The sequence below is a fragment of the Rhodococcus sp. HM1 genome, assembly GCF_023218075.1.
In the GTDB taxonomy this organism is placed as follows: domain Bacteria; phylum Actinomycetota; class Actinomycetes; order Mycobacteriales; family Mycobacteriaceae; genus Rhodococcus.
In genome coordinates, this window is record NZ_JALPTB010000045.1 from 1 (window position 1) to 17,010 (window position 17,010).

The 17,010-nt window shown below is 70.3% G+C and carries 15 protein-coding genes; 6 read left to right on the forward strand and 9 right to left on the reverse strand.

Annotation, left to right across the window (positions count from 1 at the left end; all coding sequences use genetic code 11):
* Positions 1-1,255, forward strand: a 1,255-nt coding sequence (locus M1M07_RS21310) for a hypothetical protein (RefSeq protein WP_248675475.1), incomplete at its 5' end; no start/stop codon positions are given.
* On the opposite strand, the gene M1M07_RS21315 is transcribed toward M1M07_RS21310, so the two are convergent.
* From M1M07_RS21315 to M1M07_RS21325, 3 genes are all read right to left on the reverse strand, one after another.
* Positions 1,178-2,395 carry a glycosyltransferase family 4 protein gene (locus M1M07_RS21315; RefSeq protein WP_197253536.1) on the reverse strand — a complete coding sequence of 406 codons (1,218 nt, stop codon included), beginning with the start codon at positions 2,393-2,395 and terminating at the stop codon, positions 1,178-1,180. The two genes, M1M07_RS21310 and M1M07_RS21315, sit on opposite strands and share 78 nt — an antisense overlap.
* A 125-nt stretch (positions 2,396-2,520) precedes the next feature.
* Complete coding sequence (locus M1M07_RS21320; RefSeq protein WP_248675476.1) at positions 2,521-3,819, reverse strand: MFS transporter; 1,299 nt, start codon at positions 3,817-3,819, stop codon at positions 2,521-2,523.
* Positions 3,816-4,478, reverse strand: a complete 663-nt coding sequence (locus M1M07_RS21325) for a GntR family transcriptional regulator (RefSeq protein WP_248675477.1) — start codon at positions 4,476-4,478, stop codon at positions 3,816-3,818. The genes M1M07_RS21320 and M1M07_RS21325 overlap by 4 nt, the downstream gene beginning before the upstream one ends.
* Positions 4,479-4,564: 86 nt before the next feature.
* Here M1M07_RS21325 and M1M07_RS21330 point away from each other — a divergent pair, with 86 nt between their 5' ends.
* From M1M07_RS21330 to M1M07_RS21350, 5 genes are all read left to right on the forward strand, one after another.
* Positions 4,565-5,344: a class I SAM-dependent methyltransferase gene (locus tag M1M07_RS21330; protein ID WP_197253441.1), complete on the forward strand. Its 780-nt coding sequence runs from the start codon at positions 4,565-4,567 to the stop codon at positions 5,342-5,344.
* Positions 5,345-5,397: 53 nt separating this feature from the next.
* Positions 5,398-6,282 (forward strand): ROK family protein, encoded by an 885-nt coding sequence (locus tag M1M07_RS21335; RefSeq protein ID WP_197253443.1) that lies wholly within the window; start codon positions 5,398-5,400, stop codon positions 6,280-6,282.
* Positions 6,283-6,338: 56 nt separating this feature from the next.
* Complete coding sequence (locus tag M1M07_RS21340) at positions 6,339-7,238, forward strand: dienelactone hydrolase family protein (RefSeq protein WP_197253444.1); 900 nt, start codon at positions 6,339-6,341, stop codon at positions 7,236-7,238.
* An 87-nt stretch (positions 7,239-7,325) separates the two neighbouring features.
* Positions 7,326-8,465, forward strand: coding sequence for a phosphotransferase family protein (locus M1M07_RS21345; protein ID WP_197253447.1), 1,140 nt, complete (start codon positions 7,326-7,328; stop codon positions 8,463-8,465).
* 31 nt (positions 8,466-8,496) lie between these two features.
* The gene (locus M1M07_RS21350) at positions 8,497-9,945 is read left to right on the forward strand and encodes an aldehyde dehydrogenase (RefSeq protein WP_197253449.1); all 1,449 of its coding nucleotides are present in this window, start codon (positions 8,497-8,499) and stop codon (positions 9,943-9,945) included.
* A gap of 56 nt (positions 9,946-10,001) precedes the next feature.
* Here M1M07_RS21350 and katG read toward each other — a convergent pair whose 3' ends face one another.
* From katG to M1M07_RS21380, 6 genes are all read right to left on the reverse strand, one after another.
* The gene (gene katG, locus M1M07_RS21355) at positions 10,002-12,182 is read right to left on the reverse strand and encodes a catalase/peroxidase HPI (protein WP_248675478.1); all 2,181 of its coding nucleotides are present in this window, start codon (positions 12,180-12,182) and stop codon (positions 10,002-10,004) included.
* A 39-nt stretch (positions 12,183-12,221) separates the two neighbouring features.
* Positions 12,222-12,665, reverse strand: coding sequence for a Fur family transcriptional regulator (locus tag M1M07_RS21360; RefSeq protein ID WP_248675479.1), 444 nt, complete (start codon positions 12,663-12,665; stop codon positions 12,222-12,224).
* Between the two features lie 118 nt (positions 12,666-12,783).
* Positions 12,784-13,368 carry a serine O-acetyltransferase EpsC gene (epsC, locus tag M1M07_RS21365; RefSeq protein ID WP_197253455.1) on the reverse strand — a complete coding sequence of 195 codons (585 nt, stop codon included), beginning with the start codon at positions 13,366-13,368 and terminating at the stop codon, positions 12,784-12,786.
* 7 nt (positions 13,369-13,375) lie between these two features.
* On the reverse strand, positions 13,376-14,311 hold the full coding sequence (gene cysK / locus M1M07_RS21370; protein ID WP_197253456.1) for a cysteine synthase A: 936 nt from the start codon (positions 14,309-14,311) through the stop codon (positions 13,376-13,378).
* 218 nt (positions 14,312-14,529) lie between these two features.
* Positions 14,530-16,362, reverse strand: a complete 1,833-nt coding sequence (locus M1M07_RS21375; protein ID WP_197253458.1) for a phosphoenolpyruvate carboxykinase (GTP) — start codon at positions 16,360-16,362, stop codon at positions 14,530-14,532.
* A gap of 276 nt (positions 16,363-16,638) precedes the next feature.
* On the reverse strand, positions 16,639-16,962 hold the full coding sequence (locus tag M1M07_RS21380; protein WP_248675480.1) for a DUF6802 family protein: 324 nt from the start codon (positions 16,960-16,962) through the stop codon (positions 16,639-16,641).
* Positions 16,963-17,010 lie beyond the last annotated feature (48 nt).

A 17,010-nucleotide genomic window follows, 5' to 3' on the forward strand; every position in this document is an offset into this window, starting at 1 on the left:
CTGGGGGTGGTGGGTTCTCGGGGCGTGGCTCGCGGCGGCGGGTCTGACCCCGACCGGGGCGGTTCTCGCGGCGATCACGGCGCTGGCCGTGCTCGCGGCGCCGGGTGGCACCCCCGCGCGCGGGCCGCGGATCGCGGGCGGGGCGGCGCTGAGCGTCGTCGCGTCGGCGCCGTGGCTGGTCGCGACGGCGGTCTCGGGTGGCGGGTCCGGCGCCGACCCCGCCGGGGTCGCGGCGTTCGCGGCGCGCGCCGAACCGTGGCTCGGCACGCTCGGGTCCCTCGCGGGTCTGGGCGGGATCTGGAACGCGGACGCGGTGCCCGGTTCCCGGACGACCCCGTGGGCGTTCGTCGGGACCGCGGCACTGTTGCTGGTGGTCGCGTGCGGGCTGCCGGCGCTGTGGCGGCGCCGGGAGCCGGTCACGGTGACGCTGGGGCTGCTCGCCGCGGTCGCGGTGCTGGCCCCGGCGCTCGCGGCGACTCCGGTGGGGCTGCAGGCCGGTGAGTGGTCGATGCTGCACGTGCCCGGTGCCGGCCTGCTGCGCGACACCCAGAAGTGGGTGGCGCTGGCGTTGCCGCTGTACGTGTTGGCCGCCGGTGCGGGTGTCGGGTGGCTGCGGGACCGGTTCGGTGGCCGCGACACGGTGTGGGCGACCGTGGCGGTTCTCGTCGTGCTGGTTGCCACCCCCGATCTGGTGTGGGGTGTCGGCGGCCGGGTGCAGCCCGTGCAGTACCCGGCAGGGTGGCAGCAGGTCGCCGGGATCGTGACCGCCGACGAGGGGGACGTCGCGGTGCTCCCGGCGGGAATGTTCCGGCGGTTCGGGTTCAGTGGCCGTGCGGCCGTGCTGGATCCGGCGCCGCGGATGCTGCGCGCGGACGTGCTGCAGACCGGGCAGCTCGTCGTCGCGGGCGGCACGGTCGCCGGGGAGGGCCGCCGCGCCGCCGACGTCGAAGCATTGCTGCTGGCCGGTGCGCACCCGGACGAGCTGGCCGCCCTCGGCGTCGGCTGGGTGCTCGTCGAACACGGCACGCCGGGAGAGCTCGGCGCATCGCAGCGCACCCTGGACGCGCTGGAACTCGTCCACGACGACCCCGACCTGAGCCTGTACCGGGTGCCCGGTGCGAGCGCGCAGCCCGGCGATCGGGGCGCGGCGGTCGCCGCGCACGTGCTGTGGGCGCTGCTACCGGTCGGCGGCGCTGCCGGCGCGCTCGCGATCCGGATGCGTCGGCAGACCGGCGCTGCGCGGGAACAGTCCTGAGACCCGGCGACCTTCCGCGGTCGCGGTGAGCACGTCGAGCACCCCCTCGCCGGTTGCCGCCCAAGAGAATTCGCCGGCGCGGACGCGGGCCTTGCGACCGAGGTCGCGGCGACGGTCGGCGTCGCCGAGCAGTTCGGCGACCGCCTCGGTGAGTTCGGTCGCGGAATCGACGAGCAGACCGGTGACCCCGTCGATCACCGAGTCGGTCAGGCCCTTCGAACTGCGGTAGCCGATCGTCGGCACGCCGTGCTGGGCGGCTTCGACGACGGCGAGCCCCCACCCCTCCTTGCGGGACGGCATCACGTGCACCCAGGCACGGGCGAGCAGTTCGTGCTTGCGCTCCTCGGAGACGTGCCCGTGGAAGGTGACGGCGTCGGTGATGCCGAGGTCGGCGGCGGCGTCACGCAGGTTCTGTTCCCACCAGCCGCCGCCGATCACATCCAGGTGCAGGCCGGGCACATCGCCGCGCAGCGCGGCGACCGCGGCGAGGGCGTCCTCGATCTGCTTGTGCGGCACCAGCCGGGACAGCACGCACACGCTCGGGTGGGCGGTGCGGGTGTGGTCGTCGCCGGGTTCGACGGTGTCGGGGATCGGGTCGATGCCGTTGCGCACGACGGCGATGCGGTCGTGCTCGACCCCGAGGGCACGCAGTTCGTCGGCGGACGGCAGCGACACGGTCAGGTACTGGTCGCGGCGGTGCACGCGCGGCGAGAGGGTCGATTCGATCCACCAGCCGATGCGGGCCATCACCCGTCCCGCGACCGGCCACTGTTCGCGGTGACAGTGGTGCACCAGCACCGTGGATGGTGCGCCGGCGACGAGCCCGGCGAAGAAGGGGATGCCGTTCTGGGTGTCGATCACCGCGTCGGGGCGCAGGCCCCGCAGCGGACCGAAGCCGAGGCGACCGGCGGCGATCGCCGCGAGCGCCCGCGGATAGACGGTGAGGCGGCCGCCGCCGCGGCTGATGGTGATGCCGTCGACGACTTCGCGTTTCGGGGCGCCCGGGTAGGCGGCGGTGCGGAACGTGACGGCGACGCCGCGGGCCGCGAGCTGGGCGCCGACCTGTTCGAGGTAGCGCTCACTGCCACCTCCCTGCGGGTGCCCGCTGTCACGCCAGCAGAGCAGCAGAACCTCCCGCACGTGGCGACCCCCCTCGGATTCCGGTTCGCCCGCGACCCGGGCGAACATGCGTGCTGCGACTGTATCGGGGAACACACTAACGGTGGGATCGCTCCGGAACCGGCGGGGGTTACTGCCGGGTACCGTCAGGCCGCGGTCGCAGCCGAGTCCGACGGCTCGGGTTCGCTGCCGTTGCCGGGCAGGTCCGTGCGGCTGTTGCCGAGCACCAGGATCAGGGTAGCCGCGGCGACGGCCGCACCCGCCAGGAACAGCACCGGATAGCCGACGCCGGGCACGGTCTGCACGACGACCGCGAGGACCGCGGGCACCGCGAAACCGAGGTAGGTCAGCGAGTAGAACACCGCGGTCAGCCCGGCGAGGTCGTCGGGACCGGCGATGCGCTGGATCTCCTGCAGGCCCGACACCAGTGCCAGTCCGTAGCCGCAGCCCAGGACCGCGGCTCCCGCGAGCGCGAAGGGCACGGTCAGCCGGTCCGCAGCGACCGCGCCGGCCACCATCCCGGCGACCAGGACGATCAGCGCGACGACGAGCGCGCGGGCGCTGCGCGGGGTGTCGATGCGCCGGCCCAGCGCCTGGATCCCGAAACCGCATCCGAGCGCGACGACGCACAGCAACGCCGAGAAGGCGACCGGTTTTCCGCCGGAATGCTCCGTCATCAGCGCCGGCATCACCGCGTAGGCGCAGCTCGCGGCCCCGAACACCCACGGCGCGACCGGGGCGATCACCGTCCGGAACCGCCGGTGCGCGGCGGCCGGGATCTTCAGGTCCTCGACCAGCGGCCGCCGTTCGTCGACCGGGGTGGCGGCACGGGTTTCGGGAGCCGTCGCGACCGCGAGACCGGCGCCGAGCGTGATCACGAGGTGCGTGGCGTAGGCGAGGCCGCTCGGCCACGGCGCCCACTGGGCGAGCACTCCGGCGACACCGGCGCCGAGCGCGAACCCGGCGGTCAGGCTCATCGCCGCGCGGCGGGCGCCCGCGCCGGCACCGGCCCGCGCGTCCCACGGCTGCTGGGACAGTTCCTTGACCCAGCTGCCGCCGACGGCCATGCCCAGCCCGAGCGCGATGCCGCTGAGGATGCGGCCGACGACGAGCAGCGGCGCGCTGTCCGCGCCGAACGCGAGCACGATCGAGCCCGCGGCCGCGACGAACGGTGCGGGCAGCATGAGCGGGCGGCGGCCGAGCCGGTCCGAGAGCGGTCCACCGAGCAGCAGCGCGGGCACGATGCCGAGCACGTACGCGAACAGGAAGACGTCGACGACGACGGGCGAGTATCCGTGGTCGAGCCGGTACATCACCAGCAGCGGCGTGAATTCGTTGCCGCCCCACGCGACCGCGAACATGGCGGCCGCGACCAGCGCCCAGGGCGCGATCCGTCGCCGGACGGGCGCCGGGACTTCGGTGACGGTGGCCGTCTCGACGCTCATCGTGCATCTCCTCCGGTGGCGCGCGGCAGTCCGTGGACGCGGCGCATGTGGATGTCGTCGGCGGTGGCGAAGCCCTCGGCGTCGCCCGCGTCGACGAAGTCGGCGAGCCGTGTGTGCTCGTCGATGATCGAGTTCAGTTGCAGGGGATCGCGGATCAGCGAGCGCGCGGTCATGCGCCGCTGCCGTTCGCGCAGTCCCAGGTAGAAGTCGACGAGCAGCGGATTTCCCCCGGCCCGGACGATCAGGCCGTGGAAATCCGCGTCCAGCCCGCTGAACGCGGCGACGTCGCCGGAGTCCGCGGCATCGTGCTGGGCCCCGAGGTTGGCGCGCAGAGCGCGGACCAGTTCGGCGCGCGCATTTTCGGGGCCGGCGACCACCACGCGGACGGCGTCCGCTTCGAGGAGCAGCCGCGCGGCGACCACGTGTTCGGCTTCGCCGTCGGCGACGGGCACGACGAGCGCGCCGCGTTTCGGATACAGCCGCATCCAGCCCTCGGTCTCGAGACGCAGGAACGCCTCGCGGACCGGGGTCCGGCTGGTCCCCATCTCGGCGGCGATCTCGCCTTCGCTGATCAGTTCGCCGCCGGGCAGGGTGCCGGACAGGATCCGCTCCTTCACCTCGCGGTAGGCCTGCTCCGCCGCTGAATGCAACTTAGACACAAGATGTATTTATACGCGGTGCGAACGAGTTCGTCGCCCGCAGGGGGTGATCGGGGCCGTCCGCGCTCCCATTAAGCTGGCCTCTCGTGTCCGACACTCGCCCGCCCCGCGTCGCCGGGCGTTTCGCCCGCCGCGCGACGCTGCGCCGCTCCGTCGGCCTGCTCGGGAGCTTCCGGTACGAACAGACCGCTCCCGAGGTGTTCTACGGCGGGGTCGCCCGCGACACCGTCGACCTGATCGGCGACCTCTACACCGGCCTGACCGGCCGCGACCTGACCGGCACCACCGTCGTCGACGTCGGCGGCGGACCCGGCTACTTCGCCGAGGCGTTCGACGGCGTCGGCGCCCGGTACGTGCCGATCGAGCCGGATCCGGCGGAGATGCACGCCGCCGGCCTGCAGGTGGGCGGCTCGATCCGCGGATCCGGGCTGGCGTTGCCGGTGCGGACCGGTTCGGTGGACGTGTGCTTCTCGTCGAACGTCGCCGAGCACGTCCCCCGGCCCTGGGTGATGGCCGACGAAATGCTCCGCGTGACCAAGCCCGGCGGCCTGATGGTGCTGTCCTACACGCTGTGGTGGGGACCGTTCGGCGGCCACGAGACCGGGCCGTGGCACGCCTTCGGCGGCGAATACGCGGCCCGGCGGTACGCCCGCAAACACGGCCGCGACCCGAAGAACCGCTACGGCGTCTCGCTGTTCGACGTGGGCTGCGCGGACGGACTGCGCTGGGCCCGCAACACCCGCGACGGCGAGCTGCTCGCCGCGTTCCCCCGCTACCACCCGCGCTGGGCGTGGTGGCTCGTGAAGGTCCCGGTGGTCCGGGAGTTCCTGGTCAGCAACCTCGTGCTGGTGTTGCGCCGCACCTGAGGCGGAGATCTACGGTCCGCCCGCGCGAGCTCCACGCGCTACTGTCATGCGCCATGACCGCACTCGCTTTCGACGTCGGCGGCACCAAACTCGCAGCATCCACCGTCGGCGACAACGGCATCCCGCTCGCTCCGCTGAGCGTCCCCACCCCTACGACGGGCGTGTGGGACGCCGCGGCCACGTTGCTGCGGCACGCCGCGGGCGACCGGGCGATCACGACTGTCGGGATCGCGAGCGCAGGCCCGATCGACACCACCGCAGGCACGGTCGCACCCGTCAACATCGCCGAATGGGCGACCGGGTTCGCGCTGGTCGACGCGGTGCAGACGCTGTTCCCGGCCGCGCGGATCCGGCTCGTCGGGGACGGCGCGGCCGCCGCGCTCGCCGAGCACCGGCACGGCGCGGGCCGCGGCACCGCGGATCTGCTGAGCGTGGTCCTGTCGACCGGCATCGGCGGCGGCCTCGTGCTGAACGGCCGGATCGCCCCGGGCCGTTCCGGCAATGCGGGCCACATCGGGCACATGACCTCGGCATACGGCGTCGACCAGTGCGCGTGCGGCGCGACCGGCTGCATCGAGACCGTCGCGAGCGGCCCGGCGACCGTGCGCTGGGCGCGCAGCCACGGCTGGGCCGGCGACGACGCGATGGCGTTGTGCGCGGACGCAGCCGCCGGGAACCGGACGGCGGCCACGGCACTCGAACGGGCGGGTACCGCGCTCGGCCAGATCCTCGCGTCGGCGGCGGCCCTGACCGACGTCGGCCTGGTGGTCGTCGGGGGCGGATTCGCGCAGGCCGGACCGCCGCTGTGGCGTCCGATGCTGGCGGCGGCCGCGCGCTACGGCCGATTGTCCTTCCTCCGGGATCTGCGGATCGTGCCGGCCGAACTCGGCCCACTCGGCACACTCACCGGTGCCGGAGTGCTCGCAATCGAGCCCTGACCGCCGTCCGGATGCGAAATACTTCTCGGAAGGTCGCAACCCGGGCGGGGGCAGAGATGACACCGTTCCAGCGTTACATCGCCGAGGAGATCGCCGTCGATCACGCCGACGGCCTGCTCACGCGCCGAGAGGCACTGCGCCGGCTGGGCCTGCTCGGCATCGGTCTGGCCGCCGCGTCGTCGCTGCTCGCCGCGTGCGCGCGGGAGGACGAGCCGACGCCGGCGAGCCCCGCGCCCGAGACTCCGGCATCACCGCCACCGGGGGCCGCCGAGGCCGTCCCGACCGAGGAGGTCACCTTCCCGGGCCCGGACGGCCGCACCCTGCAGGGTGCCTGGGCCGGCGCCACCGACCCGCGCGGCGGCGTCCTGGTGATTCACGAGAACAAGGGACTCAACGATCACATCCGCTCGGTCGCCGGGCGCTTCGCCGGTGCCGGCTATTCGGCGCTGGCGATCGACCTGCTGTCCGAGGAGGGTGGCACGGCGTCGTTCGCCGATCCGGCCGCGGCGACCGCGGCGCTGAGCAACGTGCCGACGGAGCGGTTCACCGCGGACATGAAGGAGGGGGTCGACGAACTGTCCCGACGGCTCCCCGGCCTGCCGATCGAGGCGGTCGGCTTCTGTTTCGGCGGGGGCATGACCTGGCTGCTGCTCGCCTCCGGCGAACCGCGCCTGGCCAACGCGGTCCCGTTCTACGGGCCGCTGCCCGAGGGAGCGGACTTCTCCGGGTCGCGGGCGGCGGTGCTGGCGATCTACGCGGAGAAGGACCAGCGGGTCGACGCGACCCGCGATGCCGCGACCGCGGCGCTCGAGCGGGCCGGGCTCACGCACGAGGTGGTGACGTTCGCCGGCGCCGACCACGCGTTCTTCAACGACACCGGGCCGCGGTACGACCCGGCCGCCGCGGCCGAGGCCTGGCAGATGATGCTCGAGTGGTTCGAGCAGCATCCGGGCTGATCCCCGATACCGGGAGCTCCCTTCCGTAAAGATGAAACGTGTTCTAGTGTTCGAGGTCACAGCACGAGAACACGGGAGGAGTCGCGGGTGATCATCGATCCGGAGGACACCGCACACCACGCCGAAGTCGCCCGCCCCCACGATTCCCGTCGCGACCCCGAACAGATCCGCGCCGACCTGCAGCGGTGGCTCGCCGAACGGGTTCCGGATCCCCGGGTGGACAACGTGCACTCCCCCGACGCGACCGGGATGTCCAGCGAAACCCTGCTGTTCGACGCAACCTGGGACGGCCGCACCCACCGGCTCGTGGCGCGCATCGCGCCCGCGGCGACCGCCGTGCCCGTGTTCCCCACCTACGACCTCGACTCCCAGTTCCGGATCATGCGCGCCGTCGCCGAGCACACCGACGTGCCGGTTCCGGCGGTCCTGTGGTCCGAACCCGACGCCGGTCCGCTCGGCGCCCCGTTCTTCGTCATGTCCCGCATCGACGGTGTCGTCCCACCGGACGTCATGCCCTACAACTTCGGTTCGTGGGTCACCGAGGCCGACGACGCGCAGCGAGCCGCGATGCAGGACTCCGCGGTCGGCATTCTCGCCCGTATCCACGAATTACCGCTCGACGCAGTCGATCCCGGCATCGCCGATCTCGACACCCCACCCGACGCGACCGCGGCGGTGCGCGCCCACATCGACCGGCAGCGCGCCTACTACGAGTGGACCACACGGACCGGGCCGCGCTCGCCGCTCATCGAACGTGCCTTCGCGTGGCTCGACGAACACGTACCGGACGATCCGTCCCCGGCCGTGGTGTGCTGGGGCGACGCCCGCATCGGCAACATCCTGTTCGACGACTTCGAGCCCGTCGCCGTCCTCGACTGGGAACTCGCCACCATCGGTGCCCGCGAGATGGACCTGGCGTGGATGACGTTCCTGCACAGGTTCTTCGAGGACATCGCCGCGGCGGCGAACCTGCCCGGGCTGCCCGGCTTCCTGCGCCGCGACGACCTCGCCGCCGCGTACGCCGCCCGCACCGGGCACACCCCGCAGCACCTGGACTTCCACACCTGCTACGCCGCACTGCAGCACGCGATCATCATGCTGCGCATCCAGACTCGCGCCGTCCACTTCGGGCAGGCCGAGCAACCCGACGACCCGGACTCGATGATCCTGCACCGCGCGACCCTCGAGGCAATGCTCGACGGCACCTACTGGCAAGCCCTGACGTGAGTTCGCAGAACAAGTTACGAGGAAGAGGAACATGACCGACTACGACAAGCTCTTCATCGGCGGCCGGTGGGTCGCACCGTCGACGGACGAGAAGCTCGAGGTGTTCTCCCCCGCGACGGAGGAACGCGTCGGCTCGGTCCCCGTCGCCGGGCCGAAGGACATCGACGCCGCGATCGCGGCGGCGCGCACCGCGTTCGACGACGGGCCGTGGCCCCGCACCTCGCCCGCCGAACGCGCGCAGGTGATCGCCAAGGCCGCCAAACTGATCGAGGAGCGCTCCGCGGAGATCACCGCGAAGCTCACCGCCGAGATGGGCCAGCCCCCGGCGTCGGTGCAGATGATGCAGATGACCTCGGCGCTGGGCACGCTGAACTACTACGCGAGCGCCGCCGAGACGTTCCCGTGGGTCGACGAGCGGTCCGGTTCGTTCGGCCGCACCCGCGTCACCCGCGAGCCCGTCGGTGTGGTCGCCGCGGTCGTCGCGTGGAACGTGCCGCTGTTCCTGGCGGCGAACAAGCTGGGTCCGGCGCTGCTCGCGGGCTGCTCGGTCGTGCTCAAGCCGGCGCCCGAGGCGCCGTTGACGATCAACATGGTCGCCGAGATCTTCGCCGAGGCCGGCCTGCCCGAGGGTGTGCTGTCGATCGTGCAGGGCGGCGCCGAGACCGGTGAGTACCTGGTCTCGCACCCCGACATCGACAAGGTCACGTTCACCGGGTCCACCGCGGTCGGCAAGCACATCGGTGCGATCGCCGCGCAGAACCTCAAGCGCTGTTCGCTCGAACTCGGCGGCAAGTCCGCCGCGATCGTGCTCGAGGACGCCGATCTCGATTCGACGATCGCGATGCTCGTGATGTCCGGCCTGATGAACACCGGGCAGGCGTGCGTCGGCCAGACCCGCATCCTGGCGCCGCGCTCGCGCTACGACGAGGTCGTCGAGAAGGTCGTCGCGACCGCCGCATTCTTCCCCGTCGGCCTGCCCGACGATCCGGCCGCGCAGCTGGGCCCGCTGATCTCGGCGAAGCAGCGCGACCGCGTCGAGGGGTACATCGAGCAGGGCAAGAAGGAAGGCGCCCGCCTGGTGCTCGGCGGCGGCCGCCCGGCCGGCATCGAGACCGGCTACTACGTCGAGCCGACCGTGTTCGCGGACGTCGACAACTCGATGACGATCGCCCGCGAGGAGATCTTCGGTCCGGTGCTGTCCATCCTCCCGTACGACTCGGTCGACGAGGCGATCAAGATCGCCAACGACTCGGACTACGGCCTGGCCGGTTCGGTGTACACCACCGACATCGAGAAGGGACTCGAGGTCGCCGCGCAGGTCCGCACCGGCACCTACGGCATCAACTGGTACGCCTTCGACCCGGGCTCGCCGTTCGGCGGCTACAAGAACTCCGGCATCGGCCGCGAGAACGGCCCCGAGGGTATCGAGGCGTTCTGCGAGCTCAAGTCCGTGCTCTACCCGCCCGGCTACCAGGGCTGACACGCACAACGAGTGGGGCACCCCGGCCCTGGCCGGGGTGCCCCACTCGTGCCGGTCTACTTCTTCTTGATCTCGAACCGGTCGAGGTTCATCACCTTCGTCCACGCGGCGACGAAGTCCTCGGCGAACTTGGTCTGCGCGTCGTCGGCGCCGTAGACCTCCGCCAGGCCCCGCAGCACCGAGTTGGCGCCGAAGACCAGATCGACGGCGGTGGCCGTCCACTTCAGCTCACCCGACGCGCGGTCGCGGCCCTCGTAGACGTTCTCCGTCGACTCGGACGTCTTCCATTCCGTGCCCATGTCGAGCAGGTTGACGAAGAAGTCGTTGGTCAACGCCTCCGGCCGGTCGGTGAGCACGCCGTGGGCGGTGCCGCCGTGATTGGCGTTCAGCGCCCGCAGCCCGCCGACGAGCACCGTCAGCTCCGATGCGGTCAGCGACAGCAGATTGGCACGCTCGACGAACAGCTTCTCCGGCTGGCGCTTCTCCCCGGCGGGCAGGTAGTTGCGGAACCCGTCGGCGGGCGGCTCGAGGACCGCGAACGAGTCGACGTCCGTCGTCTCCTGCGTCGCGTCCGTCCGGCCCGGAGTGAACGGCACCTCGAGGTCGAGACCCGCGTTCTTCGCGGCCTTCTTGATCGCCGCACCACCCGCGAGCACGATGAGGTCGGCGAGCGAGATCTTCTTGCCGCCGCTCTCGAAGTCCTGACGGATCGATTCGAGCTTCGCGAGCACCTCGGCGAGCTGCGCGGGTTCGTTGACCTCCCAGTCCTTCTGCGGGGCGAGCCGGATGCGTGCCCCGTTCGCACCGCCACGCTTGTCGGTGCCGCGGAAGCTCGACGCCGACGCCCACGCGGTCGCGACCAGCTGCGGAATCGTCAGTCCCGACTCGAGGACCTTCTGCTCGAGCGCGGCGACGTCGTCCGCACCGACCAGTTCGTGGTCGACGGGCGGAACCGGGTCCTGCCAGAGCTGCGGTTCCGGAACCCACGGACCGAGATACCGCGAGACCGGTCCCATGTCACGGTGCAGCAGCTTGTACCAGGCCTTGGCGAACTCCTCGTTGAGTTCCTCCGGATGGTCGAGCCACCGGCGGGTGATCGGCCCGTAGATCGGGTCGAAGCGCAGCGACAGGTCGGTGGTGAGCATCGTCGGGGCGTGCCGCTTCGACGGATCGTGGGCGTCCGGGACGAGGTCGGCGCCGGCACCGTCCTTCGGCACCCACTGCCAGGCCCCGGCCGGGCTCTTGGTCTTCTCCCACTCGAAGCCGTACAGCGTCTCGAGGAAGCTGTTGTCCCACTTCGTCGGCGTGGGGGTCCAGATGCCTTCGAGACCACTGGTGATCGCGTCGCCGCCGACCCCGGTTCCGTGGGTGTTCTTCCAACCCAGACCCTGCTGCTCGAGCGGTGCGGCCTCGGGTTCCGGTCCGACGTGATCGGCCGGAGCGGCACCGTGGGTCTTCCCGACGGTGTGACCGCCGACGATGAGCGCCGCGGTCTCGACGTCGTTCATCGCCATCCGGCCGAACGTCTCACGGATGTCGCGGGCCGCCTCGATCGGATCCGGATTGCCGTTGGGGCCTTCCGGATTCACGTAGATCAGGCCCATCTGCACGGCACCCAGCGGGCCTTGCAGTTCGCGCTCGCCGGCGTAGCGTGCGTCCCCGAGCCAGGTGTCCTCCGGCCCCCAGAAGACCTCCTCGGGTTCGAAGATGTCCTCGCGGCCGAACGCGAAACCGAACGTGGGAAAGCCCATCGACTCGTAGGCGACGTTGCCCGCGTAGATGATCAGGTCGGCCCACGAGATGCTGTTCCCGTACTTCTTCTTGATCGGCCACAGGAGCCGGCGGGCCTTGTCGAGGCTCGCGTTGTCCGGCCAGCTGTTGAGCGGCGCGAACCGCTGCGCGCCCTGGCCACCACCCCCGCGGCCGTCGGCGATGCGGTAGGTGCCCGCCGCATGCCAGCTCATGCGGATGAACAGCGGGCCGTAGTGACCGAAGTCCGCGGGCCACCAGGGCTGGGAGGTGGTCATCACCTCGACGAGGTCGCGTTTCAGCGCGTCGAGGTCGAGTTTCGCGAATTCGGTCGGGTAGTCGAAGTCTGCACCCAGAGGCGAGGTGCGCTCCGAATTATGTTGCAGGACACTGAGATCTATCTGATCCGGCCACCAGTCCCGGTTGGTGAGCGGACGGTGCGCCTTGGGCGTCGGCGATTCGATGACCGGATTTTCGCTTTCGGACACTTGGCCCTTCCTTCCAGATGTGGGTGACGCGAACCTTGCTCACGGTCGTGGCCGTGAAGTCGGCGGAGGAGAACAGTCGGGGCACAGACCCCAGTAAACGACCTCGGCCTCGTCGACGAGATAGCCGTTCGAGTCCGAAGCGGTCAGGCACGGGGCGGCGCCGACGGCGCAGTCGACGTCGGTGATGGCGCCACACGAGCGGCACACGAGATGGTGATGGTTGTCGCCGACCCGCGATTCGTAACGGGCGACCGAACCGGCAGGCTGGATCCGGCGGATCAGACCCGCCTCGGTCAGCGCGTGCAGCACGTCGTAGACGGCCTGACGGGACACGTCGGGCAGCACGGTGCGCACCTTCACGAAGATCGTGTCGGTATCGGCGTGGGGGTTCTCGTGCACCGCGTCGAGCACCGCGACCCGGGGTCGGGTCACGCGTAGCGCTGCGGTACGTAGTTGCTCTACGTACTCCGGCGTAGAGGGCACGTCACCACTATGACGCACTTTTCTGGAATGAGTCGCAAAATCGGGTGATGGGAATCGACATCCGGTCGGACCGGATACCGATTCCCGTCACCCGAGGAAGGGAGCGGCCGAAGGCGGCTCAGATGTACATCGCGGGATCGATGTAGCTCGTCGGATCGACCAGCGGTTCGTGTTGCTTCTGCGTCCGGGACCGGATCGTCGCGGGGATGCCCGTCGCGATCGAGTCCGGTGGAACGTCCCGGGTGACAACGGCGTTCGCCCCGACCGCGCTGTCGTCGCCGATGGTGATCGGGCCGAGCACCTTCGCGCCGGCACCGATCGTGACGCGATGGCCGATCGTGGGGTGGCGCTTCTCCTTCGCCATCGACCGACCGCCGAGGGTGACGCCGTGATAGAGCATCACGTCGTCACCGATCTCGGCGGTCTCGCCGATCACGACACCCATGCCGTGGTCGATGAAGAACCGGCGGCCGATGGTGGCACCGGGGTGGATCTCGATGCCGGTGAGGAATCGGGTGAACTGCGCGAGGATCCGGGCCGGACCGCGCAGCGCGGGTTTGCCCCACATCCGGTGCGCGAGCCGATGCGACCAGATCGCGTGCAGTCCCGAGTAGACGATCGCGTTCTCGACGTCACTGCGCGCGGCCGGGTCGTGCCCACGCGCAGCGCCGAGATCCTCCCGGAGGGTTCGCAGCAGGTTCACCGTGCACTCAGTCCCGGATGTGCTCGAACAGCGGGGTCGAGATGTAGCGCTCGCCGAAGTCGGGAACGACCACGACGATCAGCTTGCCGGCGTTCTCGGGACGCTTCGCGACCTCGAGTGCCGCCCACACGTTCGCACCGGCGGAGATGCCGCCGAGGATGCCCTCGTCGGTGCCGAGACGACGCGCGACGTCGATCGCGTCGTCGAACTTGACGTCGATGATCTCGTCGTAGATCTCGCGGTCGAGGACCTCGGGCACGAAGTTCGCGCCGATGCCCTGGATCTTGTGGGGGCCGGGCTCGCCGCCGGTGAGGATCGGGGAGTCCGCGGGCTCGACACCGATGATCTTCACGCCGGGCTTGCGGGACTTGAGGTTGCGGCCGACACCGGTGAGGGTGCCGCCGGTGCCGATACCCGCGACGAAGATGTCGATCTCGCCGGCGGTGTCCTCCCAGACCTCTTCACCGGTGGTGCGCTCGTGGATCTCGGGGTTGGCCGGGTTGCCGAACTGGCGCGCGAGGATCGCGTTCTCGGTGTTCGCCACGATCTCCTCGGCCTTCGTGACCGCGCCCTTCATGCCCTCGGCGCCCGGGGTGAGGACGATCTCGGCGCCGTAGGCGCGGAGCATGACGCGACGCTCGGTCGACATCGTCTCCGGCATCGTCAGGATGACCTTGTAGCCGCGAGCGGCGCCGACCATCGCGAGGGCGATGCCGGTGTTGCCGCTGGTGCCCTCGACGATCGTGCCGCCGGGCTTCAGCTCACCGGACTTCTCGGCGGCGTCGATGATCGCGACACCGATCCGGTCCTTGACGCTGTTGGCCGGGTTGTAGAACTCGAGTTTGGCCGCGACGGTCGCGCCGAGACCGTCGGTCAGCCGGTTGAGCTTGACGATGGGGGTGCGCCCCACCAACTCGGTGACATTGTTGTAGATCCCGCTCATAGCTGGTCCTCCTCCCGGCCGTCGAGCGACCGGCTGTCGTGTGCGATGCACCTATTGCACCATCCGGTCCCGGGTCCGCTTCACCTGGGGAGTTCGAATCACCGTGAGCAAAAGTCTACGCAGGTCAGAGCGCCGTGATTCCCGCTGCCGCAGGTAGGTGCCGGAAACGGGGAAGGCCGCCCCGGCGAATCGGGGCGGCCTTCCGTAGACGTGCGATGTCAGCCGAGGCGCTGCTTGAGTGCCTCGAACTCGTCGCGGATGCCCGAGGGCACCTTCTCGCCGAGGAACTCGAACCACTCTGCGATGCCCTCGATCTCGGCCTTCCACTCGTCGACGTCGACCTTCAGGGCCTCGTCGACGTCGGCGGGATCGACGTCCAGGCCGTCGAGCGTGAGGTCGGCGGCGGTCGGGACGTACCCGATCGGGGTGGTCTGCGCGTCGGCCTTGTGCTCGATGCGGTCGACGATCCACTTCAGCACGCGCGAGTTCTCGCCGAAGCCCGGCCACAGGAAGCGGCCGTCCTCGCCGCGACGGAACCAGTTCACGTAGAAGATCTTCGGCAGCTTCGCCGAGTCGGCGTTCTTGCCGAGCGTGATCCAGTGGGCGAGGTAGTCGCCGGCGTTGTAGCCGAGGAACGGCAGCATCGCCATCGGGTCGCGACGGACGTTGCCGACCTTGCCCTCGGCCGCGGCGGTCTGCTCGGACGACAGCGTCGCACCGAGGAAGGTGCCGTGCTGCCAGTCGAAGGACTCGCTGACCAGCGGAACCGTCGTCTTGCGGCGGCCACCGAACAGGATCGCGGAGATCGGCACACCCTGCGGGTCGTCCCACTCGGGCGCGAGGATCGGGCACTGCGACATCGGGGTGCAGTACCGCGAGTTCGGGTGCGCGGCGTTGGTGCCGGACTCGGGGGTCCAGTCGTTGCCCAGCCAGTCGGTCAGGTGCGCCGGCTTCTCGCCGCCGATGCCCTCCCACCAGATGTCGCCGTCGTCGGTCTTCGCGACGTTGGTGTAGATGGTGTTGCCGGCCTCGATGGTCGCCATCGCGTTCGGGTTCGAATCCGCGCTGGTGCCCGGTGCGACGCCGAAGAAGCCGAACTCGGGGTTCACGGCGTACAGGCGGCCGTCCTCACCGAAACGCATCCACGCGATGTCGTCGCCGAGGGTCTCGGCACGCCAGCCCGGGATGGTCGGCTGGATCATCGCGAGGTTGGTCTTGCCACACGCGGACGGGAACGCCGCCGCGATGTAGTAGGCCTTGTCCTCGGGCGAGATCAGCTTGAGGATCAGCATGTGCTCGGCGAGCCAGCCCTCGTCGTGGGCCATCGCCGACGCGATACGCAGCGAGTAGCACTTCTTGCCGAGCAGAGCGTTGCCGCCGTAGCCGGAACCGAAGCTCCAGATCTCGCGGTCCTCGGGGAAGTGGGTGATGTACTTGGTGTCGCTGCACGGCCACGGCACATCCTTCTGGCCGGGTTCGAGCGGCGCGCCGACCGAGTGCAGAGCCTTCACGAACGGGCGGTCCGTGCCCAGCTTCTCGAGGGCGGCGGTACCCATGCGGGTCATGATGCGCATCGACACGACCACGTACTCGGAGTCGGTGAGCTCCACACCGAGCTTCGGGTCCTCGGCGCCGAGGGGACCCATGCAGAACGGCACGACGTAGAGCGTGCGGCCGCGCATGCTGCCGCGGTACAGCTCGGTCATGGTGGCGCGCATCTCGTCCGGGTCGACCCAGTTGTTCGTCGGACCGGCGTCGATCTCGTTCTTCGAGCAGATGAAGGTGCGGGACTCGACGCGCGCGACGTCCGACGGATCGGAGCTGGCGAGGAACGAGTTCGGCTTCTTCTCGTCGTTCAGGCGCGTGAACGTCCCGGCCTCCACCAGCTGGGTGGTCAGCCGATCCCATTCCTCGTCGGAACCGTCGGCCCAGACAACGCGATCCGGCTCGGTGAGCTCGGCAATCTCCTGGACCCAGGCAAGCAACTCGGCGTGCTGGGTCGGGGGCTTGTCGTCGGTTCCGTTGAGACCGGGAATGGTCGCTGAGGTCATCAAACTCTCCTGGGGTGTGCCCGGAACCGGATCCAGCCTCCGACCTGCACAAATGTACGCAGAAACCAGTGGCGGACCCGAGATTCCCCTCTCGGCAGGGGTACCACCCGCTTACCACCGTGGCCGAACGGAGGAAACGAGCGCCGGAAGTCCTATTCATAGAGGTTAACGCCGGACTTCCGATCGGGGGGAATCGGGTCCGGTCGGAAATGTCACAGAAACGATTCAGAGGGCGCATCCTACCGAAACCGTCGTAGTCCGGCCGAGCGATTCATCTCACTCGACGCCCAGCCTTCCGGCGTCCACACGCAGCCAACGCGGTGTGCCGTCGGGCTCGCGATGGAACTCCCACACCCCGAACTCGCCGTCGTCGGCGATCGCGGTGAGCCGGTCGGTGCTGCCGTCGGCGTCGAGGTCCGTGGCGACGACCAGCGCAGACGGCGACGACCACGTGACCGTGTCGAACGCGCCGTCGCCGTCGAGGTCCACGGACGGATCGGCGGCGTCGGCCAGCGCGGCGGCGGAAACCGGGTCGAACGACGCGCCCGAGGCGAAACCCTCGGGCTCGGGCAGCGAATCGGGAATCGGGTAGGTCTCCACCTGTGTGCCTCCTCGAACGGTCGCATCTACATGTTTCGGGGTTCTCCG

What these genes read in the sequence shown, in the direction of transcription:
- M1M07_RS21350 (WP_197253449.1), top strand. Translation starts at nt 8,497, where the DNA reads ATGACCGACTACGACAAGCTCTTCATCGGCGGCCGGTGGGTCGCACCG.
- M1M07_RS21320 (WP_248675476.1), bottom strand. Translation starts at nt 3,819, where the DNA reads ATGAGCGTCGAGACGGCCACCGTCACCGAAGTCCCGGCGCCCGTCCGG.
- cysK (WP_197253456.1), bottom strand. Translation starts at nt 14,311, where the DNA reads ATGAGCGGGATCTACAACAATGTCACCGAGTTGGTGGGGCGCACCCCC.
- M1M07_RS21375 (WP_197253458.1), bottom strand. Translation starts at nt 16,362, where the DNA reads ATGACCTCAGCGACCATTCCCGGTCTCAACGGAACCGACGACAAGCCC.
- M1M07_RS21335 (WP_197253443.1), top strand. Translation starts at nt 5,398, where the DNA reads ATGACCGCACTCGCTTTCGACGTCGGCGGCACCAAACTCGCAGCATCC.
- M1M07_RS21340 (WP_197253444.1), top strand. Translation starts at nt 6,339, where the DNA reads ATGACACCGTTCCAGCGTTACATCGCCGAGGAGATCGCCGTCGATCAC.